Origin of the sequence: Thomasclavelia sp., from assembly GCF_047249845.1 — a bacterium.
Taxonomy (GTDB): domain Bacteria; phylum Bacillota_I; class Bacilli_A; order Erysipelotrichales; family Coprobacillaceae; genus Thomasclavelia.
Map to the genome: position 1 here is coordinate 34,527 of NZ_JBKTWO010000013.1, position 21,847 is coordinate 56,373.

At 28.2% G+C, this 21,847-nt stretch carries 23 protein-coding genes; 6 read left to right on the forward strand and 17 right to left on the reverse strand.

Annotated features, from left to right (window positions below; genetic code table 11):
* Window positions 1–22 precede the first annotated feature (22 nt).
* The 5 genes from ACLR9T_RS05130 to ACLR9T_RS05150 all read right to left on the reverse strand — a co-directional run bounded on the left by ACLR9T_RS05130 (window position 23) and on the right by ACLR9T_RS05150 (window position 5,389).
* Complete coding sequence (locus tag ACLR9T_RS05130; RefSeq protein ID WP_413108459.1) at window positions 23–952, reverse strand: hypothetical protein; 930 nt, start codon at window positions 950–952, stop codon at window positions 23–25.
* 76 nt (window positions 953–1,028) lie between these two features.
* Entirely contained in the window at window positions 1,029–2,261 is a 1,233-nt protein-coding gene (locus ACLR9T_RS05135) for an aminopeptidase (RefSeq protein WP_413108482.1), read from the reverse strand.
* Between the two features lie 14 nt (window positions 2,262–2,275).
* Entirely contained in the window at window positions 2,276–2,701 is a 426-nt protein-coding gene (locus ACLR9T_RS05140; RefSeq protein ID WP_413108460.1) for a DUF1893 domain-containing protein, read from the reverse strand.
* Between the two features lie 79 nt (window positions 2,702–2,780).
* On the reverse strand, window positions 2,781–4,997 hold the full coding sequence (locus ACLR9T_RS05145; RefSeq protein WP_413108461.1) for an SEL1-like repeat protein: 2,217 nt from the start codon (window positions 4,995–4,997) through the stop codon (window positions 2,781–2,783).
* Window positions 4,998–5,044: 47 nt separating this feature from the next.
* Window positions 5,045–5,389, reverse strand: a complete 345-nt coding sequence (locus ACLR9T_RS05150) for a hypothetical protein (protein ID WP_413108462.1) — start codon at window positions 5,387–5,389, stop codon at window positions 5,045–5,047.
* A gap of 87 nt (window positions 5,390–5,476) precedes the next feature.
* Here ACLR9T_RS05150 and ACLR9T_RS05155 point away from each other — a divergent pair, with 87 nt between their 5' ends.
* On the forward strand, window positions 5,477–6,673 hold the full coding sequence (locus tag ACLR9T_RS05155; protein WP_413108463.1) for an FtsW/RodA/SpoVE family cell cycle protein: 1,197 nt from the start codon (window positions 5,477–5,479) through the stop codon (window positions 6,671–6,673).
* A gap of 7 nt (window positions 6,674–6,680) precedes the next feature.
* Here the strand turns inward: ACLR9T_RS05155 and ACLR9T_RS05160 are convergent, their stop codons facing one another.
* Window positions 6,681–7,502 carry an RluA family pseudouridine synthase gene (locus ACLR9T_RS05160; RefSeq protein WP_413108464.1) on the reverse strand — a complete coding sequence of 274 codons (822 nt, stop codon included), beginning with the start codon at window positions 7,500–7,502 and terminating at the stop codon, window positions 6,681–6,683.
* A complete protein-coding gene (locus ACLR9T_RS05165) occupies window positions 7,499–8,281 on the reverse strand; it encodes an NAD kinase (protein WP_413108465.1) in 783 nt (260 codons plus the stop codon). Before ACLR9T_RS05165 ends, ACLR9T_RS05160 begins: the two co-directional genes overlap by 4 nt.
* Before the next feature lie 53 nt (window positions 8,282–8,334).
* On the opposite strand from ACLR9T_RS05165, the gene ACLR9T_RS05170 reads away from it, so the two are divergent.
* Window positions 8,335–8,904, forward strand: coding sequence for a CYTH domain-containing protein (locus ACLR9T_RS05170; RefSeq protein ID WP_413108466.1), 570 nt, complete (start codon window positions 8,335–8,337; stop codon window positions 8,902–8,904).
* A 73-nt stretch (window positions 8,905–8,977) separates the two neighbouring features.
* On the opposite strand, the gene spx is transcribed toward ACLR9T_RS05170, so the two are convergent.
* The 5 genes from spx to ACLR9T_RS05195 form a co-directional block, all read right to left on the reverse strand.
* On the reverse strand, window positions 8,978–9,424 hold the full coding sequence (gene spx / locus ACLR9T_RS05175) for a transcriptional regulator Spx (protein WP_092354839.1): 447 nt from the start codon (window positions 9,422–9,424) through the stop codon (window positions 8,978–8,980).
* Between the two features lie 88 nt (window positions 9,425–9,512).
* On the reverse strand, window positions 9,513–9,869 hold the full coding sequence (locus ACLR9T_RS05180) for a GntR family transcriptional regulator (RefSeq protein WP_413108467.1): 357 nt from the start codon (window positions 9,867–9,869) through the stop codon (window positions 9,513–9,515).
* Window positions 9,870–9,877: 8 nt separating this feature from the next.
* Window positions 9,878–10,606: a hypothetical protein gene (locus tag ACLR9T_RS05185; RefSeq protein WP_413108468.1), complete on the reverse strand. Its 729-nt coding sequence runs from the start codon at window positions 10,604–10,606 to the stop codon at window positions 9,878–9,880.
* A complete protein-coding gene (locus tag ACLR9T_RS05190) occupies window positions 10,600–11,298 on the reverse strand; it encodes an ABC transporter ATP-binding protein (protein ID WP_413108469.1) in 699 nt (232 codons plus the stop codon). Before ACLR9T_RS05190 ends, ACLR9T_RS05185 begins: the two co-directional genes overlap by 7 nt.
* Before the next feature lie 80 nt (window positions 11,299–11,378).
* On the reverse strand, window positions 11,379–11,957 hold the full coding sequence (locus ACLR9T_RS05195) for a hypothetical protein (RefSeq protein ID WP_413108470.1): 579 nt from the start codon (window positions 11,955–11,957) through the stop codon (window positions 11,379–11,381).
* Window positions 11,958–12,052: 95 nt separating this feature from the next.
* Here ACLR9T_RS05195 and ACLR9T_RS05200 point away from each other — a divergent pair, with 95 nt between their 5' ends.
* Entirely contained in the window at window positions 12,053–12,895 is an 843-nt protein-coding gene (locus tag ACLR9T_RS05200; RefSeq protein WP_413108471.1) for an undecaprenyl-diphosphate phosphatase, read from the forward strand.
* 36 nt (window positions 12,896–12,931) lie between these two features.
* Here the strand turns inward: ACLR9T_RS05200 and ACLR9T_RS05205 are convergent, their stop codons facing one another.
* Complete coding sequence (locus ACLR9T_RS05205; protein WP_413108472.1) at window positions 12,932–13,306, reverse strand: RidA family protein; 375 nt, start codon at window positions 13,304–13,306, stop codon at window positions 12,932–12,934.
* Window positions 13,307–13,717: 411 nt separating this feature from the next.
* Window positions 13,718–13,939, reverse strand: a complete 222-nt coding sequence (locus ACLR9T_RS05210; protein ID WP_413108473.1) for a hypothetical protein — start codon at window positions 13,937–13,939, stop codon at window positions 13,718–13,720.
* An 821-nt stretch (window positions 13,940–14,760) separates the two neighbouring features.
* Here ACLR9T_RS05210 and ACLR9T_RS05215 point away from each other — a divergent pair.
* Entirely contained in the window at window positions 14,761–16,038 is a 1,278-nt protein-coding gene (locus tag ACLR9T_RS05215) for a patatin-like phospholipase family protein (protein ID WP_413108474.1), read from the forward strand.
* 36 nt (window positions 16,039–16,074) lie between these two features.
* Window positions 16,075–16,593 (forward strand): biotin transporter BioY, encoded by a 519-nt coding sequence (locus ACLR9T_RS05220; RefSeq protein WP_413108475.1) that lies wholly within the window; start codon window positions 16,075–16,077, stop codon window positions 16,591–16,593.
* Window positions 16,594–16,622: 29 nt separating this feature from the next.
* Here ACLR9T_RS05220 and ACLR9T_RS05225 read toward each other — a convergent pair whose 3' ends face one another.
* Window positions 16,623–17,981, reverse strand: coding sequence for an MATE family efflux transporter (locus ACLR9T_RS05225; protein WP_413108476.1), 1,359 nt, complete (start codon window positions 17,979–17,981; stop codon window positions 16,623–16,625).
* Window positions 17,982–18,302: 321 nt separating this feature from the next.
* On the opposite strand from ACLR9T_RS05225, the gene ACLR9T_RS05230 reads away from it, so the two are divergent.
* Window positions 18,303–19,100: a polysaccharide deacetylase family protein gene (locus tag ACLR9T_RS05230; RefSeq protein WP_413108477.1), complete on the forward strand. Its 798-nt coding sequence runs from the start codon at window positions 18,303–18,305 to the stop codon at window positions 19,098–19,100.
* A 19-nt stretch (window positions 19,101–19,119) separates the two neighbouring features.
* On the opposite strand, the gene ACLR9T_RS05235 is transcribed toward ACLR9T_RS05230, so the two are convergent.
* Entirely contained in the window at window positions 19,120–20,550 is a 1,431-nt protein-coding gene (locus ACLR9T_RS05235) for a polysaccharide deacetylase family protein (protein WP_413108478.1), read from the reverse strand.
* A 125-nt stretch (window positions 20,551–20,675) separates the two neighbouring features.
* A complete protein-coding gene (locus ACLR9T_RS05240; protein ID WP_413108479.1) occupies window positions 20,676–21,842 on the reverse strand; it encodes a phosphoglycerate dehydrogenase in 1,167 nt (388 codons plus the stop codon).
* Window positions 21,843–21,847 lie beyond the last annotated feature (5 nt).

Here is a 21,847-nt window from a genome sequence, read left to right on the forward strand (position 1 = left end):
TAATTAATTTGTCAATCAAATTCTATTTAGTTATAACACTTATTGGTGTCTTAGTAATAATAAATGCTATTATAATGAAAATAATAAATCCTGATGTTACAACAAATGGATAAATAATTAATTTATCTGTTTCAATTAATAATGGCAAAATTGCTAAAGCGCCAGCTGGGGGAAAATATAATTTCAACCCCTTCATCATTATTATCATTATTATTACGCTTACCATCGCACTAAATGTTAATGGTAATTTATATATCTCACTAAATAATAACCGTCCATAAGCACCGATAAATGTCATTACAAATACTAAAACTAATAATTTTATAACTTGACTTCTAAGCTTAGGATGATTACTGCTCAGCTCCACAAATGCAACAATTATAGGTGGTGCAATTAAAAACGGCAGTGATAATTCAAAAGCAATAAAGGCAACAATCATTAAAGCTCCTATTCTTTGTATATTCAAATATAAAGTATCTTTTAAATTATTTTCAACTAAAATATATTTATAATCATGACGATACTCATACTTCTCCAAAAACTTTTGTCCTAAAACGACCATAATAGCCATTATGGTTGCAAAAATAGGATATAACCACGATTCACTATTAATAATTATTGGCAATATCATGGCAGAAATTAAAGGAGCAAATGTTGTCTTTGATACATATAACCCAAATAAACAGACAACAAACCCTAAAATCACTTCGAAATAAATATCGATATTTACATATCTAACTAAAATAACTCCAAATATTGCATATAACGAAATTAAAATAACCAGTTTTATTCGATTAGTTTTCCACACTTGCTTTGGTGCTAACCATGCCCCTACTGCTAATGCAGTTATTTCAGGAAAAATAAACTCTCTTTCTTTAAATATTTCAGACATTAATACCATTATTACTACAATTACAATTGTCATTAACTCTGGAAGCAACTTCTTTTTCATCTACATCTTTTCACCCCATTTGTTCTATTTTAATATAAAAAAATTATTTTTTCTATAAAAAAGAGGGGAATCCCCTCTAAAACACAAAATTACCATCCTTAAATATCATAACCTCTTGATTATCCTTAGTTATTCCTTTAATCATCAAATCACTTGTTCCAATCATAAAATCTACATGCGTTAAAGAATCATTGACTCCCTTTTCCAATAATTGCTCTTTAGTCATTGATAAACCATTTTTAAGACATTCACTAAACCCTTTTCCTAATGCTAAATGACATGAAGCATTTTCATCAAATAAAGTATTATAAAATAACGTTTTCATATTTGATATTGGTGAATCATATGGAACTAATGCTATCTCACCTAAATAATGACTACCTTCATCAATATTAATTATCTCTTTCAAAATCTCTTTACCAACTTTAGCATCATAATCAACTACTTTTCCATTTTCAAATATTAATTTAAACTCATCAATTATATTACCATTATAATTAAGCGGCAAAGAACTGTAAACAATTCCATTTGTACCTTTATAAAAAGGACTAGTAAATATTTCTTCTGTTGGTATATTGGCAAAAAAGTATACACCATTAGTGGTATAAGAACCTCCTCCAGCAAATAAATAGTCTTCATTTAAGGTAACAGTTAAATTAGTTCCTAATGAATTTGTATAAATCAACTCTTTTAAATTTAAATTATTTAAATATTCTACTCGAGACTCAAAACTTTTACGATGTTCATCCCATGAAATAAGAGGGTCATCTTCATCAACTTTCACCGCTTTAAAAATTGCACTCCATAAAGCTTCTAAAGCCTCATTATCAGACATATCTGGATATACTTTATTAGCCCACTTCACCGAACTACTAGCAACAATACACCATGTATTTATACCTAAATCAAGACTATCATAAAATGGCTTACAAGCTGTTGAAACACTTTTAGACCACATTGCAATTTTAGCTGGGTCAACTCCCTTAAGACCCTCAGGATCATCACTATGAATAGTTAAAAAAGCTGCATTTTGCTTAGCATACCCGTTTCTAAATTCACTAAACCATTCTGGAACCTTACTAAAATCATCTTTAAAAACATATTCATATTTATAACGTGATACTACTTCATCATGATATTTTACTACAACTTCTTTTGCTCCTGTTTGATAAGCCTCTTTTGTAATTAATCTAACTAATTCTACACTTTCAACTGGTGCATCAATAACAACTATTTGATCCTTTTGTACATTTAAACCAGCTTTTACAATTAATTTTGCATATTTTTTTAATTTCGTTTCAAATGACATAGCTCTACCTTTCCTCACTTATATATTGCCTCTTTTATTTGTTGACATAATATTTGAAAACCACTGTCTAGATCATTAACATCTAAAACACTTGCCTCCATTGAACATATTCCATCTTTACTATGGTTAGTAATATATGGTACTAATTCATCATAACTATATTTTATTTGATAATCTTCAAATAATCTTTTTGCAGGTTCACTTAAAATAACTGCATGAACTGCTTTTACCCCAGAACGAATCAATAAAATTGCTACTGAACGGCCAATCACACGATCAATAATGACATAATCCTTAAAATAATCATTACTAACAATAATTTTACTCATAATTGGCTTGATTCCATGTAAACAGGAACTGTAAACTTCTCCATCTTTTAAGGCTACAAATGTATAACCATTTTCTATTAACAGCCGTTTGCCTTTTCTAACTAAATTCATTTAAACCTCCCCGTTACCTAAAATCTCATTAAATATATTTTACCACTTTTTTTATTATTTAATAAAGCAATACCATATTTTATTTTAATTTTTCTAATTCTTTTTCAGCATCCTGTAAACCTAAATCAGCCGCCTCTTGATAATACTCTTTTGCCTTTTTAATATCTTTTACAACACCATCACCATAACAATACATATATCCCACCATAAAACATGCCTCACGATACTTCATCTCACCAGCTTTACAAAACAACTCAAAAGCCTTTTGTTTATTTACATCAGTACCTATACCATAAAAATAACAGCGGCCTAAATTATATATACCTGGAGTATACCCTTGATTTGCTGCTTTTGAAAAATATCTAAAGGCTTCTTCTAAATCTTTATAATCACCTATACCATTTTCAAGATATATACCATACATATTCATCGCAGGAGCATATTCTTGATTAGCAGAAACTTGTAAATATGTAAAAGCCTTATGAGTATCTTCAGAAATAACTTTTCCCTCATCTAAATATAATGCCATTCGATACATCGCCCGAACATCATTTTGATCAATAGCCATTTCATAATATGAAATAGCTTTTAAATCATCGTGATAATCTTTATTTTGTTCATAGATCAAACCTAAATTATACATTGCAATTGCATAATTCAAATTTGCTGCTCGTTTATAAAAAGTAATTGCTTTATCAATATCTACTTCTTTTACCTTACCTTCTTCATAAGCTAATCCTACATGATATAAACCTGGAGCGTAGTTTGCTTTTGCTGCCTGCATATATAATTCAAAAGCTTGTTGATGATCACACTTTACACCCTCACCATGATCATAAAGATAACCTAAATTGCACATAGCTCTTGGATAACCAGCTTTACTAGCTAAACGATAATAGTGAATTGCTTGATCTATATCTGGTTTTGTTCCAATCCCCATTTCAAAGCAATAAGCTAAATTACATTGAGCAGCAGGATAATTTAATTTTGCTGCTCTTGAATATAGTTTAACAGCTCGTTTTAAATCCTGCTTTACTCCAAAACCACTTTCATAACAATATCCTAAAGCCACAATTGCCTGGACATCATTTTGTTTACTTGCTTTACGATACCAATAACTGCAACGATAAGGCGCATTCTTTATTTCTAAATGTGTTTCATAAAAATAACCAAGCCAAAATTGAGCCCTAACATAGCCTAAATGTGCTGCCTTTTTATAATAACTTCGAGCCATTTTTATATCTTCAATTGTACCTTGACCCAACTCAAAACAAGTTGCTAAAGATACCAAGGCTGGTGGATAATTATTTTTACTTGCCTGCTCATACCAGTAAAATGCTTTAACAAAGTCTTGTGAAGTTCCCAATCCATTTTCATAACAATACCCTAATCGATATTGTGAGCGTTCATGACCTTGGTTTGCAGCTTCTTCATAACATTTAAAAGCTCTTTCAATATCTTTTTCAATACCTTCCCCAAACTCAAGACAAGTTCCTAAACTATACAAAGCTTCACTATAACCTAATCTTGCAGCCTCAAGATAGTACTCTACTGCCCGATTTAAATCTGCTTTAACTCCACGACCATATTCATAACAATATCCAAGATTACAAATAGCTCTTGGAAAACCTGCTTTTGCTCCTCTTAAATATAATTCATATGCTTTTTGATAATCCTGTTCTACACCAATACCTAGTTCATAAAAATAAGCTAAATTACAACTTGCAACCACATTATTTAAATTCGTTGCTTTTTGATAATAATGCGCTGCTTTACCACAATCCCGTTTTACTCCTAAACCTCTTTCATATAAATAACCAATAATACATATACAATCACTATTATTTACTTCTTTACCTTTTTTAAAATACTTTAACGCTTCTTCATACTCATGTTTATCAAATAGTTTTAATCCTAATTCATATAATAATTTACCACTTAAATCATTAAGATCATTTGTTTTATAATTATCTTCTTTCATTAATAAACATAAATCAATTCCTATTACTTCCCCTTGATTATTTTCAATCAAATACTGTTCATATCCTACAAATTCATTATGATCTTGATCAATATTTAAATCATTTTTTATATCTTGAATTCTTTTTTCCAAATTACTCAAATTATTATCTTGGTCATACACTGTAATAACTTTTACAAATGCATGCTTTTCACTTCCATATGAAAGATGTTTGACACTAATCAAACTCTCTTGATCATATATATCTATCACATCATCAAAGAGCCACTGATCAAACAAAGGTTCATAACTTTTTATTCGGTCTGTAATATCCATAGTTACCTCCTTACCCATAAACAAATAAGCAGATATTTCTAATCTGCTTATTTATCATTTATCATATTTGATATTTCTTTAGAATATTTCCCAAAAATTGCACTAACCTTATTAGTCGTTTGAACAATTCCTGAAGCCCCTAAAGCTTTTAGTTTTTCCAAATCAACCAAACTATCATTATTAACAAAAAATGTTACTTTAGAAGATGTTGCTACTGTCTCTTTAAGATTAACTTTCCCACCAACAGCATCAATAATCATATTTATATCCACAGGAATATCCCCTGCTTTAATTTGTTTAGGCTGTTTATTTTTTATTACCTTTAAAAAGATAAAAGCTAAAATAATTATTACTACTAAAGCAATAATTCCATACAATAAATAATCATTCATTAACATATACCCCCTATTAATTATTATTTAATTATAGTATACTATACCAAGATAGAAAAAACTATCTTTTTTATAAGGAGGGATTTGGTGGAAGAAAAAGAAAAATCCGTAATTTGCTGGTCCTTGATTGGCTTATTATTATTACTATGTTTTATTAGCTGTCTAGGAATAAAAAGTGCTACTCCGTTGATTACCAAGGGAAACCCTAGTACATATTGGTTAAAACAGCTAGTATTTTATGGAATATCCTTTACATTAATGATTATTGTTTTTAAAATATCCAATGATCGTATTTACTCATCAATGTGGATTATTTATGGTATATTGTTAGTCCTGCTTATTGGCTTAGCTGTAGAACACTTTTTACATACCCGCCTAGGTATTCAGGTAGTTCCTATGGCTAAATATGCTGGTGGTGCAACATCCTGGTACAAGCTACCTGGTTTTGATCTCCAGCCCTCAGAATTCATGAAAATAATCTTAGTTGTCGTCATGGCTGATATTATTGATAAACATAATACTAAATATCTTATTCATAATTTACATAATGACTGTTTATTAATCGGTAAGATCTTAGCTGTTTCAATGCCACCATGCATATTAGTTTATTTACAAAATGATGCTGGGGTAACGATGATAATGTTAGCATCTGTTGTTTTTATCATTTTTATATCTGGAATACAGGCAGGATGGTTTATTATAGGAGGTATTATTGTAGCCATTGTACTTGGCATTATGGTATATATTTTCTTATATGAACATGAACTATTTGCTAATTTAATGGGAGGCGATCATAAATTAGGACGTTTTTATGGCTGGATAGATCCCGAAGGAACTTATGGAGATCAGGGATATCAACTCTTTAATGCCCTACTATCCTATGGTACTGCAGGTTTATGGGGACATGGTATGGAAACTGCTTTAATAAACTTACCAGAAGCCCAAACTGATTTTATTTTTGCTGTAATTGCTTTAAGTTTTGGATTTGTTGGAGGGGGATTTACAATCCTAATTATATGTATTCTTGATATTTTATTAATTCGAATTGGATTTAAATCCAAAAATAATCGTGATAAATATTTTACTGCTGGAATCTTTGGTCTCCTGATTTTCCAACAGGTTTGGAATATTGGAATGGTTCTAGGCCTCTTTCCTATTACTGGAATCACACTACCTTTTTTATCATATGGTGGTTCATCATTACTTTCGTACATGATTGCAATGGGAATTTTCTTAGATATGGAAAAACAAACAAGAATTATTGATCGCAAAAAAAGATACTAAAAAACGCTTAATAGCGTTTTTTCTTTATTTTAATATATTCATTTGTCAAAGGGTGAATAAACTCAATTTTAACACTATCTAAATAATACTGGACCTGATGTTTAGAACCATATAAACTATCGCCAATTAAAGGATGACCAAGTGAACTTAAATGAACTCTAATCTGATGTGTTCTACCAGTTTCTAAAATGCATTCAACTAAACTTTTATTATTATCCACTTTTAAACTACGATAATAAGTAATTGCCTTTTTACCTTTTTCATTTATTAACCTTTTAATACTATTACTATCCTTGATTATTGGCTGATCAATGATACCCTCACCTTCAATTACCCCTTCTACTAAGCAGTGATATACTCTCTTTACCTGTTTTATATCTTTAGATAATAGATAATGCGCCTGCCGATTTTTTGCAACTAGCATCAAACCTTGAGTATCTTTATCTAACCGATTAACAAGATGAATTGTCGCATTAATATTATTTTGTTGATAATAGTATACAAGTGCATTAGCCAAAGTCTCTTTAGGATAACGTTTAGTAGGAATACAGGGAATACCTGATGGTTTATCAATTATTAAATAATCATCATCTTCATAAGCAATTTTTAATGGGTAAGCAAATGGTAACATTTCTGTTTTTTCTTCTGGCCAAATCACCTCAACTATTTCATTTGTTTTGATCTGATATCTAACTGTTTGATGAACTCCATTTACCAAGATTTCTCCCATCATTTTAATTACTTTAAGAGATTTTTTACTTATACTCTGATTAATTAAAAACTCCTTTAGCAACAAACCATCATCTTTTGTTTTTACAATAAATTTCATTCGTTAATAAAAGCCCCTCTGATTCTTTGGATAAATGATTTATTCTTATATTCTATAAAATTTACTTTCTTTTTAGCAATTCTAATTTCAATATATTCAACTTTCTCAATAGAATACGATAAATGGTCTATTCCCAAATATACTTGGTCAAAATGTTGTCCCTCAAGCCTTATTACCTTAGCAACATCTAAAATTAAGCTTGAACCCAAACTCCGATATGCATTATGTTGAATTCCTGCTACTTCTGTTAACTGCATCAAAGGAGTACCTGGATAAATAACAGCACCACCAATCGATTTATTATATGCTGTTGACCCTGATGGAGTTGAAACACATAGACCATTGCCTCTAAAAACTTCTAGTAGTTCACCATTAATATAAACATCAATTACTTGTGTCGCATAGCCATGATCTATTCGCATTTCATTTAATGCTAAATAAGTCTTTATACCCTCGCTATACTTCACTTTAATCTCCAGCAAACTTCGTGGCGTAATAAAATATTTATCTTGTTTAATTAATTCAATTAATTCTATAACTTCATCTTTTTGAAAATCCGTAAAAAAACCCAGTGTTCCTGTATGGACACCAACAAAATTAACATTATGTTTCAAGTACTGATGAACAGACATCAACATCGTACCATCACCACCTACACTAATTACTAAGTCAGGATCATCCTGATTATATTCTAAAACCCCTATTAATCCAGTCCTAATTTCTTTAGCAACCTTTTTTGATAGTTCATCCTGCTTAACCACTAATGCATATTGTTTCATTGTTTTCACCACCCTTAGAGTATATACTATAGTATATACTAATGGAGGCAACTATGGAAGAAAACTTAGAAATTGAATTTAAAATATTAATAACAAAAAACATCTATAAAAAAATTATTAATGATTATAAAATTACTGATTCTTATCAGCAAACTAATTATTATTTAATGCACCCAAAATTAAATGAACTAAAATATTCTTTAAGAATACGAAAAAAAAATAATCAGTATGAACTCACATTAAAACAGCCCCAAATTAATGGTAATTTAGAAACAAATTTAATTATTAATAAAAAAATTAAAGATAAAATAATAAAACATGAATTAATAAATAATGAAATATTTGATTTATTAAAACCGTATAATCTTGATAGCACAATGCTTATTACTAGCTACTATTTAACTACTATCCGTAGTGAAATTAATACTGAGTATGGCTTGATCTGTATTGACTATAATCAGTTTAACGGCTTAGAAGATTATGAATTAGAATATGAGGTAATTGATTATAACTCTGGTAAACAAGCATTTCTAAATTTTATTAAAAAATATAACTTAACTTATATTACAAATTGTCCTAGTAAAATATCTCGTTTAATTAAATCATTAAACAATAATAAATAATAATATGAAATATTATTATAACAGTGATTTTAGTTTCAATATTAAAAAACAGTGTTTTAAAATATAACACTGTTTATTTTTCTTTTAAATAAGCTTCTTTAATTTTATAAGACTGATTAATAAACTGCGGACATGCTTCTTGACGTGAACACTCAGCCAGCTTACGAAGTTCTCGTGGAATAAATACCCTAATTTCTTCAGCATTATAACCAACTTGAAATCTTCTTTCATCAATCATAATAGGTCGTTTTAAAACAGAAGGATTATCTTGAATAAATTTAATTAATTCATTGATTGACATACTATCAATATCTATATCATTTTCCTTAATTATTTTGCTTCGTTTAGAAATGATATCATCTGTCCCATTTTCACTTCGCTCCAATAATTCCTTTAACTCAATTTCTCTAAGCAAGGTTGAAAAAATATTTTTTTCCACATACGGAATATTATGCTCTTTCAGCCAAGATTTAACTTTTCGACATGATGCACAACTAGGCGCAGTATAAATACGAATCATAATATCATCTCCCTTACTCCACTATTATACATTATTTTTATTATTTTTCTATCATTTTTTATCTGATATATAAATAAAGAACTTAATTTTAATTAAGCTCCTCTATCAATTTAATTATATCCTTTTTACAATATCCTAATTCATTCATTTCATTAACAAATATTTTTATTTTCTCAACAATGATCACTTTTTTTAAATTCTCTATTAATTCAATATCTTCACTAACAAAACGACCACTAGATCTTTTACTGTACAATAAGCCTTCACGTTCTAACTCACTCAAAGCTTTTTGAACAGTATTTGGATTAACACCATATTCTAATGCCAAGTCTCTAACAGAATCAATCTTAGTTCCTGAAAGATATTTTCCATTAAAAATTTTTTTCTTGATTTCATCCATTACTTGTATATAAATTGGTAAATTAGGATTAAAATCATATTTCATTTATCCACCTACTCTACTTCAATTTTATGATCAATTAAATAAATAGTTAAAAAATAAAAAACTCCTGCAAATAAACAATTAGACAATATTTCACAAATAGTTATTTGAATAAAACTTAGATTACTAACAAAATTATCTATTGGTATTAATGATAAAATATTCGCAATCAATACAAGTCCTAAAAAATAAACTCCTATACCAAGTACCGTTTTATACTTTGGAATATATTTTGTTTTAGTAAGGGTAATCACAAAAAAGAATGATAAGATCATAGTACTAATACCTGCCAAATAATTGACTATTTGTAAAATAAAACCACCAATATTTTCCCCTAAAGCATTAATTAATATATTACCACCCTCTAATATATCCTTAAAATCCACACCACCAACTAGCAATGATAAAATAATAACTCCAATCGCTAAAACTAAATACCCAATAAATACCCAAATCAAACTTCCCAAATACTTTGCTGCCAATAATTTATTTGTACTAACAGGCAAAGTCAAAGTTAAATAACCAGGTCTTTTATACATCGAACGATTAAAATTTAAAATTACATTTACATTAATTGCAATCGAAATTCCCATAAATGCAAATACCAATAAAGGGGCTAATATTCCACTAATAAAATCAGGTAACCAGGGTGTCATGATACACAATATCAAAAAAATAGCAAACGTTAATAAATATTGACGATATGATTGAATAATTTCATATTTTAATAACTTTAACATCTAAATACCTCCCTAAAAGCCTCATCTATTGATTGTTTTCTTTCAATTCTCAATTCTTCCGTTCCCTTATGCAATACAACTTTTCCTTCTTTTAAAAAGATTACTTCATCAAAAATTGTTTCTAAATCACTAATTAAATGAGTAGAGATCAATACTAAAGAATTTTCTTCATAATTATTTAAGATTACATCTAAAATAACTTCTCTAGCTGCTGGATCAACACCTGCAATTGGTTCATCTAGGATATATATTTTAGCTCTTCGTGACATTACCAAACATAATTGAAACTTTTCTTTCATTCCCTTTGACATTGCTTTAATCTTCATATTTTTATCTAATTTAAAACGATTCATTAATGATAAACATTTCTCATTATCAAAATCTTTATATAAATCACTAAAAATTTCTAAAACATCTCTAACATACATCCAATCTTGAAAATAATTTTCATCTGGTAAATAAGAAATAATTTTTCTTGAACTTTCACCAATCTTTTTACCATCTACTTGGATTTGTCCATCATACTCTTTTAATAGACCGTTAATTATTTTAATTAATGTCGTTTTCCCAGAACCATTGGGTCCAAGTAACCCAATTATTCTACCTGCTTGTAAATTTAAAGAAACATTGTCTAAAGCTTTAAAGTGCCCATATTTTTTATTTACATTATTTATTTTTAATAATTCTTGCATACTTTCCTCCTTTTGTATTAATACATTAATACAGTAACACATATATTTATTATTGTCAAATAAAAGATAGAGCAAGAACTCTATCTTTTAACAAACTCGTTATACAATAATTCATGAATAAAAGAATAACCTTTTTCTAATTTTTTCTTTAACCTTAAATACATTCCAATACTTTTTTCTTCTTTGATTTCCAACTGTTTACAAATTTCTAAAAACTTTTCATAATCTTCAACATATAATTGATCAACCATATTTTCAACATATTGCTTTTTTATCCGCTCATTTCTAGTTAAGCCATATTCCTTAATTAACCCTTCATCATACATATGATAATTAAATTTAATCTGATTTTGATTCTTTAAGTATTCATTAATTAAAGTGCGCTGATTAATCATTGGTAAAGAACGATAAACAAGCTTACCAGCACTATTTATTTCAACAACCACACTATACTTACCATCACCTACAATAAAGATACTATTGAAATAATCTTCATTAAACAAATTAATACATCCATAAATAAAATCATGTAATGTCTTTTCATCTACTAAATATGCTTCTAAGACAGAAATAATCTCTAAATCATCATCTTCATCCCATTCGTATGGTTCTAATAATTCTTCGTCTTCTTTAACCCAATTAACAATTATATCTTTCATATTTCCTCCCATATAAGTATATGTTCATTTTAATAAATCATGTTTTACTATATTTTTATTTTCAATTAAGTTATAATGTTTGCCGAGGTGAAAACATGGAACTAATCAAAAATATTATTATTTATGGTATTCTTGGAGCAATTCAAGGTTTTAGTGAACCAATTCCTATTTCTAGTAGCGGACATTTAGTTATTTTTCAAAGTATTTTTGAAAAAATGAATTTAATGGTTCCCCAAATGAACGATGTAACATTTGAGGTAATTGTAAATACAGGATCACTCCTTGCAATCATGTATTATTATCGCCATGATATTATTAGATTATTCACTGCTTTCTTTGGTTATATCCAAAAACCCAAAAAAAGAACTTATTATGAAAAAGATTTTCGTTACTGTATTTTATTAATTATTGCTACCATCCCAGCTGCAATTGGGGGATTTATATTTAATGATAAAATTGAAACTGCTTTTTCTAATCCTAAATTAGTTGGTTGTATGTTACTTATTACAGCAATATTTTTACTTTCAGTACATAAATTTGGTTATACTGGTAAACGTTCAACAAAAAATATTAATCTTTTTGATGCCTTACGGATGGGATTATTCCAATTATTTGCTTTATTGCCTGGAATTTCTCGTAGTGGCTCAACTTTAACAGGCGGAATGTTAGGTGGTCTTAGTCAAAAGGCAGCCCGTGATTTTTCTTTTTTTATGTTTATGCCTGTAAGTATCGGAGCTATTGTACTTAAATTAAAGGATTTCATAACCTCAAGCACTCTACAAACTCTATGGTTACCATATTTGATCTCTTTTATAATCAGTGGAGTTGTAACATATCTAGCTTTACACATCTTATTTAAATTATTAGAAAAAAGAAAATTAATTGTTTTTTCTCGATATTGTTTAATATTAGGAATATTAGTAGTATTATTTTTATAAACTAAAGGACTTTGAGATAACTCAAAGTCCTTTAGTTTATTTCATTGCAATTACTTCTATTTCAATCAATGCTCCTTTTGGTAATTTTGCAACCTCTACAGCACTACGAGCTGGAAATGGTTCAACAAAATAAGTAGCATAAATATCATTTACAGTAACAAAATCATCCATATTATCCATAAATACTGTTGTTTTAACTACTTTGGAAAAATCTAAACCTTGACTCTCTAATAAGCCCTTAACATTTTTTAAAGCTTGATGAGTTTGCGCCTCAATTCCTTCAGGCATTATACCAGTAGCTGGATCTAAAGGAATTTGACCAGAAAAAAAATACATATCCCCAATATTAATTCCTTGACTATAAGGACCAATAGCTCCAGGAGCTTGATCTGTTTTTACTATATTTTTCATATTAAAATCCTCCATGATCATATTATAACAAAAAATTACCATTTTAAAAGATATCTAATTAAATCTCTACTATTAAATGCCTCTTTTAATAAAAAGTTAAAAATTATTTATACTGATTATTTATTAAGAAGATAAACTTTTTAGTACTTTTCTAATTTTTTAACGTATAATTTAAATGAGGAGATAAGTGTGAAAAAATAACCAAAACAGATAAAAAACTTAAAAACAAGTTTCAATTATATCGAAAAACAGAAAAATAAAATAATATCGTTTAGTTAATTTAGAAACATTATAACCTAATTTTTTAAATTCAGTTGCTGATTCTTCAGTTAATTTTGTTTTAACTACTGACTAGTAACCCTTTAATGATTCATACTGACAAGCTTCATTCATGCAATAGCATAATAACTTCTATGTATCCCCGTTTATTTTTGATTCTAGTGTACCTAACCTTAAAATAACTTTCTTATCTTTAATTGCACCAAGTGTATACTGGATAAGCAATGGTTTTAAATATTGATCTGCTTTAAAGATACGAACAGATTTTTTCTTATTATCACTTTCAATACCAATTTTAAAGATAAGCAATATTGCTGATAAAGTACTGGTTCCTGGAAGTACACTAATCTGCATGAATTAATCAAACATAGAAGATACACGCTTAATCATTTCGATGATATGAACTTGTAATTCATTCATATGAGTCATTGTTTCTTTCATTTTGAATCCTTGATCAGTTTTAATGTTACATTTTTTAATGGAATTAAGAATTTTATCCTTGTTCTTGTAATGTATTTTAGGGTTTTGTCTTCTTCAATGATATCTGATTCAAGAACTTATTTCATGATTGCTTATGCAGATTTTCTAAAAGAATCTAGTAGTACTGAAACGTTACCAGCAAGCTTAAATTTTTCTTGTCAGTTTTCTTTCCATTGATTGCTTTAACGTATTTGGGATAAGTTAAGCAAATATTGATTTCATCTTCTAGGATATTAAAAATAGAAATTCAGTATTTACTAGTTGATTCCATGCATGCATTAAAGTATTTGTAATTAATAGGCCATTGTTTAATTATCAATAACTCAGGGTTAAGAATCGAAAACGTTTCCTGGATGTACTTGGTAATACGTGTTTTCATATCGATAATACCAATAGTGGCCATAATAGATTAGTTTAACAATCTTCACGAAAAAACTCTCCTTTCACTGAATTATTGACTACTATCTAAGCTAAATCACTTAGTTGATAATTCAATAATATGTGTCCAGGCATTAAACCTTACTTAATTGACAAGATATTCTATTTGAGTAAAATTACCTACTCTCCTCCACGTGCTCTGTAGTGTATGTTTGATTATATTATTTTATAGAGGTACAAACTAAAGTTTTGATGGATTTGAGTTTGATGAAATATTTGTGTCCGCGCACTTTAAACGCGGAGAAATGGAGGTATTTATGAAACAAGCATTAGTATTAGCTGGTGGTGGAGCAAAGGGAGCATATCAAGCTGGTTGTATCAAAGCAATGCGTGAAATTGGATATGATTTTGATATAGTAACTGGTACATCAATCGGTGCCTTAAATGCACTTTTAGTTGTTCAAAAAGATTATGAAGCATTATACAAGTTATGGGATGAAATAAAAATTAGTGATGTTTTAAAAGATCCAATTAATCTTGATTTTTCATTTGAGTCAATGATATCACAAGCAAATCTAATTAAACCTTTTTTTAAATCATATATTAATGAAAAAGGTGCTGATATTACCCCCCTTAAAAAATTAATCCATTCTCTTTATAATGATAAAAAATTTTTTGATAGTAATATTGATTACGGAATTGTAACTGTAAAATACCCAAATCTCTCACCATTAGAAATAACTAAGCATGAAATGAAAACAAATGAGCCTGTTGAATATGCGATTGCTTCTGCTTCTTGTTTTCCTGCATTTCCTGTGCACTATATTAATAAACAAGGTTATATTGATGGCGGGTATTATGATAATCTTCCCATTTCTTTAGCCTTAAAAATGAAAACCAAAAAGATTATTGCTATTGAATTATCTAAAGAAGCTAATCATGATTATTATATAGACCGCCCTTATATTAAATTAATTCGTCCTAGTTATGATTTAGGAGGATTTTTAGATTTTAATCGTGATATTCTTAATTGGCGTATTAAACTTGGTTATTATGATACATTAAAAACATTTAAAAAATTAATGGGTTATCGCTTTAACTTTAATAAAACTACTCTTGATCAAACTATTTTAGATAAATTTTATTGGTCAATCATTAATTATGAAGACGCTATTAATAAAAGTATTATTACTAAAAATATCTTTAATTCAAATATACCTTTAACAGATTTATTAAAAGCAGATGTCTATCTTGATAAGCTTAAGTTAGAAGATTATTTTATTCGTGGTGTAGAAATAATGATGGAATATTTTCATTATGAAAGTGATTTAGTGTATGATTTTAATCATGTATATATAGAAATATATAAAACCTTTTTTAAGGAATATCAACATCGATATATTTCAAATGAAAATCGGTTTAAAAACCTTCCAATCAAAGAAATATTTACTACTATAAAAAAATTGAGCAGTAAAGATGCTATTTGTGCTTTCTATCATTCAATCAAAAATAGTGAAGAAATTGAACCTAATATAATCAATGATCTATTTTTAAATGAATATTTGATTGCATTAGTTTTATCTTGTATAGGATAAATAATTCTGTTAAACTTGCTACCAGAGGTGATTTATTTGAATCCAAAAGTTAAAAATATGATTTATTGTTCAATGTTCGCTTGCATTGTCGCATTACTTGCTCAAATTAAAATTGATTTACCTGGTTTAGTTCCCATTACCCTCCAAACACTTGGAATATATATAATCGCATGTAGTTTAACTCCAAAATTAGCTGTTATTGCTACTATGGTGTATGTGTTAATGGGTTCTATTGGCCTTCCTGTATTTACTGGATTTCGTGGCGGCTTAAATTCTTTGCTAGGACCAACTGGGGGATATATCTTTGGATTTGTGATAACATCACTAATTATTAGTATAATTATCAATAATAAAAATTCTATTATTCGTAAAATAACTGCTATGGTCATCGGTACTGCTGCTTGTTATTTAATTGGAACTATCTGGTTTATATATATAACAAATAATACTATCATTACTGCTTTAACAATTTGTGTTATTCCATTTATTCCTGGGGATATTATTAAAATAGCTATTGCATCTACTCTTTCAACTAAAATAAAAGCAAGATTATAAAAAAATAATAGACACTTTAAAGTGTCTATTTATTTATTTGCCTCTTTTACTTCTAGCCGTTTATAGGTTTGATAAAATAATGTAGCTGTAACTGATACTGCAATTGTATCAGCTATTGGCTCAGCTAAGAAAACAGCAAAAGTCTGATTAGAAATAAATATTGGTAAAATAAAAATCAAAGGAATTAATAAAATAATCTTTCTTAAAATTGCAAGAAATACTGATGTCTTAGCATTTCCAATTGCAATAAAAGTTTGTTGACAAGCAATTTGAATCCCAAAAATTCCTGAAGCTGCCATATATACTCTAAGTGCCCAACGGGTATGTTCAGCTAGATTACTATCATTAGTAAAAATATAAACAAATACATCTGGTATAAAAATTGCAACTGCCCATAACAGCATTGAATAAAATAAAGAACATTTTAATAATAACTTAAATGTATTTTTTACTCGATTAATATTATTAGCTCCATAATTAAAGCTGATAATTGGTTGTGCTCCCTGAGTTAGACCTTGTAATGGTAACATTGAAAATTGCATTACACTAGTAAGAATCGTCATTGATCCAACTGCTATATCCCCACCATATTTTAACAATGAAGTATTAAAACATACAGATATCACACTTTCTGTAAATTGCATAATAAAAGGTGAAAGTCCTAACGCTAAACATGGTAATATAATTTTATAATCTAATTTTAAATTACTTATTTTAATTCTTAGTGTGCTTTTTTTACTTGTAAGAAAATATACTACCCATAAAGAAGATATTCCTTGTGAGATAATTGTTGCTAGAGCAGCCCCTTTTACCCCTAATGAAAACTGAAATATTAATATCGGGTCTAAAACAATATTTGTGATTGCTCCAATTGCCACAGTCAACATTCCCATTTTTGCAAAACCTTGGGCATTAATAAAAGCATTTAATCCTAATGCTAATTGTACAAAAATCGTTCCAACAGCATAAATTTTCATATAATCTAGAGCATAACCAATTGTTTTTTCACTTGCTCCAAAAATTAACAGTATATTTTCTCCCCATATCAGAAATACTCCCGTTAATATTATTGCCATGATTATAAGCATTACTGTACAATTTCCTAAAATTTTTTCAGCCTGCTTATGATCCTTTTTCCCCATCATTATTGATGCTCTAGGTGCACCACCCATAGAAACTAAAGCTGCAAAAGCAGATATTGCCATGATTACCGGCATCGTTACTCCTACTCCAGTTAAAGCATCAGGGCCAATTTTTGGTATATGACCAATATACATACGATCAACCATATTATATAAAACATTAATTATTTGTGCTAAAATTGCTGGTAAAGCTAATTTTAATAACAGTATTCCTAGCTTATCTTTTCCCAAATCTGTTTCTTTCATTTAATTACTCCTTTCTTCTTTACATACAGTTTAATATTATATCACTTTTTTATTCAAAAAGTACTTAAATTATTTATACAAAAAAACTAGCAGTTGGGAAAAGGCTGCTAGTTTTAAAATATAGATATCAGGGAAAGGGATATCATTTTATGTAGTCGATTATATTATTAAGAGAAAGGAATGAAAAACTATAAAGTTTTCTGACTACACTTGTAAGTATAGACAATAAATGTATAAAAAATTCATTTTAATCTAATTAAAAAGTAACAGAAAGATGGTTAATTGTGTTATTAGTTGATATAATGCATTCAGGAGGTAATAATGAAAACAATTAGAAGAATGTTTATTTTTATTCTATGTGGATATTTAATAATTGGTTTAATCTGGATAAGTAAAGATATAATAATACACTATTTAAATATTAATGGTTTACCAATTTTAGGATATCATGGAGTTGTAGAAGATAATGATAAAAAAATATATTTTAGTGACTATACATATTATATGGCTAAGTCTGACTTTGAAGAACAAATGGCTTATTTAGCTAAAAATAATTATCATACATTAACTATGAAAGAAATTGAAGACTATTATCATGGTAATTATAAATTACCCAAAAATGCAGTTGCTTTAACTTTTGATGATGGTTTATTAAATTTTAAAACTATTGTTAAACCAATTTTAAAAAAATATAATCTTAAAGCAACCTGTTTTGTAATTGGTTATAAAACAACTCTAAAAAATAATAATGATCCCTCTAAACATCAATATTTAAGAAAAAAGGACTTAATTAATGATGAATATGTTGAATTTTACTCACATTCATACAATCTTCATCATAAAAATAAATCTACTAAAAAAGTTGACACCCTAAACATCAAGCAAATAAATAATGATTTTAACTTAAATAAAAAAATTGTCAGTGATAAATATTTTGCTTTTCCTTATGGTACAACTAATAATAATATTATTAATGTTTTAAAAGAACATAATGTTTCATTAGCTTTTGGTTATAATCAAAATCGTAATATGACCATTAATGATAACCAATATCTTTTACCTAGATATTTAATGTTTAGTGAAATGCCTATGTTTTATTTTAAATGGATCACACAATAAAAAGCTGCTTAGCAGCTTTTTAATTATTAATCCCTTGATGTGGAGCAAACGAACTATCATTAATAGCCTCAAACCGATATCCTCGAGCTAAATAATTTTCAATAATGGCAGGTAAGGCCTGAACTGTTGTCGATTTAGCACTTGTATCATGAAAAAGAATATTTATATTATTAGACTTGCTTGAAGTTGCATTAGCGATCAACTTATTAACTGGTACATTATTTCCAGAAGCATCAGTCGAATCACCGTTCCAATCATAATATTGGTAACCCCTATTTATAACCTCTTTAGATAAAGTTGTCATAATTCCAGGTGTATATTTACGAGAAACTGTATTTGAAGAACCTCCAGGAAAACGAATATATTTTGGTGTATAACCAATTAAATCTTTTACCATATTACCAACTTTTGTTAAATCATCAAAATAAGCCTCAACTGATGAATAAACAGTTTTATAATCATGACAATATGTATGTAATCCGATAGTATGTCCTTTATCATGAGCTTCTTTAATTAAATAATTATAATTTTGATTTGTTCCAGTAACAAAGAATGTTGCCTTTGCATTATATCTTTCTAATATTTCTAATATTTTTTGTGTGTTAGCTGAAGGACCATCATCAAAAGTGAGATAAACAATTTTTTCATTACTTTGTTGTGAGATACCTATATCTTTCTTTTCAACAACTTTAACAGTACGTTCCTTTTTTGTCTTATTACCAGAACGATCAGTAGCTGTGTATTTTGCTTTATATGTTCCTAATTTATCTATGTCTACTTTTGAACTATCAATATCCAGCTTGGGATTAGGATCGCGATTATCAGTTACATTAACACCGCTATTATAATCAGCTTTTCCTCCCTTAGCAACTGTCAGTTCGCTGATTCCATTAATCTCTGGACCAACTTCATCTTTAACTAATTTAACCTTTGCCTTTTTCTCACTTATATTACCAGCTTCATCAATTACCCGCACAACTACAGCGACAATACCCTCTTTATCAAATTTATAATCTTTTTTAAATTTTACAGTAGTTTTAGTTGCATCTTCGATATTTTTCACCATACTTTTAGGGGATATTTTCATCCCTACATCCAAATCTAAATCTACTATTTCAAATTTAGGTTTTTTTGTATCAACAATTTCAACACTAACTTCATAATCATTGTCATTATAAGTATAAACAATATTATATTTACCTAATTTATGATAATTAACATCTTTTGTATTTATTTTTACATCATTAATTTTCCCATTTTTTACTTCCAATATATTTTTAACAGCATCAAAATCCTCATTAATTTCAACTTTAACTTTTTCTTCTTTAAAAACAATTGGACATTTTGTAACAAAATAACTAATGACTCCTGCTACTATTAAAAATAACAATACCCCTATAATTGTTATTTTCCCTTTTACTGAAATATTTTTTAAACTAACCCTTTTCATTTATTTCACCTTTCTTCTATAATGTTATATTACAGTAAAAGACAAAAGTAAACAACTTTTACACATCTTAAAACAAATTAAGATAATCATTTATCTAATAAATCCACAAAAAAGAGTAACAAAAGTTACTCTTTAACAATACTTCTTACACTAATAATTCCTTTTGCAGATTCAATTCTTTCAATAATATCTTGACGTACTTCATCATTAGTATCAATTATTGTATAAGCATATTCACCACGTGAGCGATTAACCATATTTTCAATATTTAAATTATGATCAGCAAATAGCTTTGAGATATTTGCTAAAATATTTGGAACATTTTTATTAATTATACATAGTCTTGTTTTAGAAACTCGTGCTTGATTTACACCAGGAAAATTTACAGAATTAATAATATTTCCATTTTCTAAATATTCTCTAACCTCATCAACTGCCATTTTAGCACAATTATCTTCTGATTCAGGTGTACTAGCGCCTAAATGTGGTAAAATAATTATGTTTTCCTGACCTATTAATTCCGGTGCTGCGAAATCACTTATATACTTTTCAATTTTACCATTTGCAACATTTGCTAATAAATCTTCATTATTAACTAAATCCCCTCGAGCAAAATTTAAAATCTTCACACCATCTTTCATTTGTGCAAAAGCTTCATGATTTAAGAAACCTTTAGTTTCCGAATTACTTGGAATATGAATCGTAATATAATCACATTCTTGATAAATCTCATCTAATGAAATCGCATGTTTAGCATGCTTAGATAATGCCCAAGCAGCATTTACACCAATATATGGATCATAACCTTTAACTTTCATACCAAGTTTAATTGCTGCATTAGCAACATTAACTCCAATTGCCCCTAAACCAATAACACCAAGTGTTTTTCCTTCGATTTCTGGACCAACAAAGTTACTTTTACCTTTTTCTGCAGTTTTAGCAATATTTTGATCATCTTTTAAAGTATCAACCCATCTAATACTTTCAATAATTTTACGAGATGATAAAAATAATGCACATAATACCAATTCTTTAACTGCATTTGCATTTGCACCAGGTGTATTAAAAACAACGATCCCTTTTTCACTACATTTATCAACTGGGATATTATTTACGCCTGCTCCAGCTCTTGCAATTGCTTTTAAATTTTCCCCAAAATCATATTCATGTAAAGAGGCAGATCTAACTAAAATAGCATCTTCATCAGCCATCTCTTCATTATAACTATAGTTTTCATCAAAATTATCTAATCCTACTTTAGATATTTTATTTAATAATTTTATATTATACATAACAA

Bases quoted from the DNA above. Each gene is read 5' to 3' on its own strand.
- ACLR9T_RS05130 (WP_413108459.1), bottom strand. From the start codon at position 952: ATGAAAAAGAAGTTGCTTCCAGAGTTAATGACAATTGTAATTGTAGTA.
- ACLR9T_RS05135 (WP_413108482.1), bottom strand. From the start codon at position 2,261: ATGTCATTTGAAACGAAATTAAAAAAATATGCAAAATTAATTGTAAAA.
- ACLR9T_RS05140 (WP_413108460.1), bottom strand. From the start codon at position 2,701: ATGAATTTAGTTAGAAAAGGCAAACGGCTGTTAATAGAAAATGGTTAT.
- ACLR9T_RS05145 (WP_413108461.1), bottom strand. From the start codon at position 4,997: ATGGATATTACAGACCGAATAAAAAGTTATGAACCTTTGTTTGATCAG.
- ACLR9T_RS05150 (WP_413108462.1), bottom strand. From the start codon at position 5,389: ATGAATGATTATTTATTGTATGGAATTATTGCTTTAGTAGTAATAATT.
- ACLR9T_RS05160 (WP_413108464.1), bottom strand. From the start codon at position 7,502: ATGAAATTTATTGTAAAAACAAAAGATGATGGTTTGTTGCTAAAGGAG.
- ACLR9T_RS05165 (WP_413108465.1), bottom strand. From the start codon at position 8,281: ATGAAACAATATGCATTAGTGGTTAAGCAGGATGAACTATCAAAAAAG.
- ACLR9T_RS05170 (WP_413108466.1), top strand. From the start codon at position 8,335: ATGGAAGAAAACTTAGAAATTGAATTTAAAATATTAATAACAAAAAAC.
- spx (WP_092354839.1), bottom strand. From the start codon at position 9,424: ATGATTCGTATTTATACTGCGCCTAGTTGTGCATCATGTCGAAAAGTT.
- ACLR9T_RS05180 (WP_413108467.1), bottom strand. From the start codon at position 9,869: ATGAAATATGATTTTAATCCTAATTTACCAATTTATATACAAGTAATG.
- ACLR9T_RS05185 (WP_413108468.1), bottom strand. From the start codon at position 10,606: ATGTTAAAGTTATTAAAATATGAAATTATTCAATCATATCGTCAATAT.
- ACLR9T_RS05190 (WP_413108469.1), bottom strand. From the start codon at position 11,298: ATGCAAGAATTATTAAAAATAAATAATGTAAATAAAAAATATGGGCAC.
- ACLR9T_RS05195 (WP_413108470.1), bottom strand. From the start codon at position 11,957: ATGAAAGATATAATTGTTAATTGGGTTAAAGAAGACGAAGAATTATTA.
- ACLR9T_RS05200 (WP_413108471.1), top strand. From the start codon at position 12,053: ATGGAACTAATCAAAAATATTATTATTTATGGTATTCTTGGAGCAATT.
- ACLR9T_RS05205 (WP_413108472.1), bottom strand. From the start codon at position 13,306: ATGAAAAATATAGTAAAAACAGATCAAGCTCCTGGAGCTATTGGTCCT.
- ACLR9T_RS05210 (WP_413108473.1), bottom strand. From the start codon at position 13,939: ATGCAGATTAGTGTACTTCCAGGAACCAGTACTTTATCAGCAATATTG.
- ACLR9T_RS05215 (WP_413108474.1), top strand. From the start codon at position 14,761: ATGAAACAAGCATTAGTATTAGCTGGTGGTGGAGCAAAGGGAGCATAT.
- ACLR9T_RS05225 (WP_413108476.1), bottom strand. From the start codon at position 17,981: ATGAAAGAAACAGATTTGGGAAAAGATAAGCTAGGAATACTGTTATTA.
- ACLR9T_RS05230 (WP_413108477.1), top strand. From the start codon at position 18,303: ATGAAAACAATTAGAAGAATGTTTATTTTTATTCTATGTGGATATTTA.
- ACLR9T_RS05235 (WP_413108478.1), bottom strand. From the start codon at position 20,550: ATGAAAAGGGTTAGTTTAAAAAATATTTCAGTAAAAGGGAAAATAACA.
- ACLR9T_RS05240 (WP_413108479.1), bottom strand. From the start codon at position 21,842: ATGTATAATATAAAATTATTAAATAAAATATCTAAAGTAGGATTAGAT.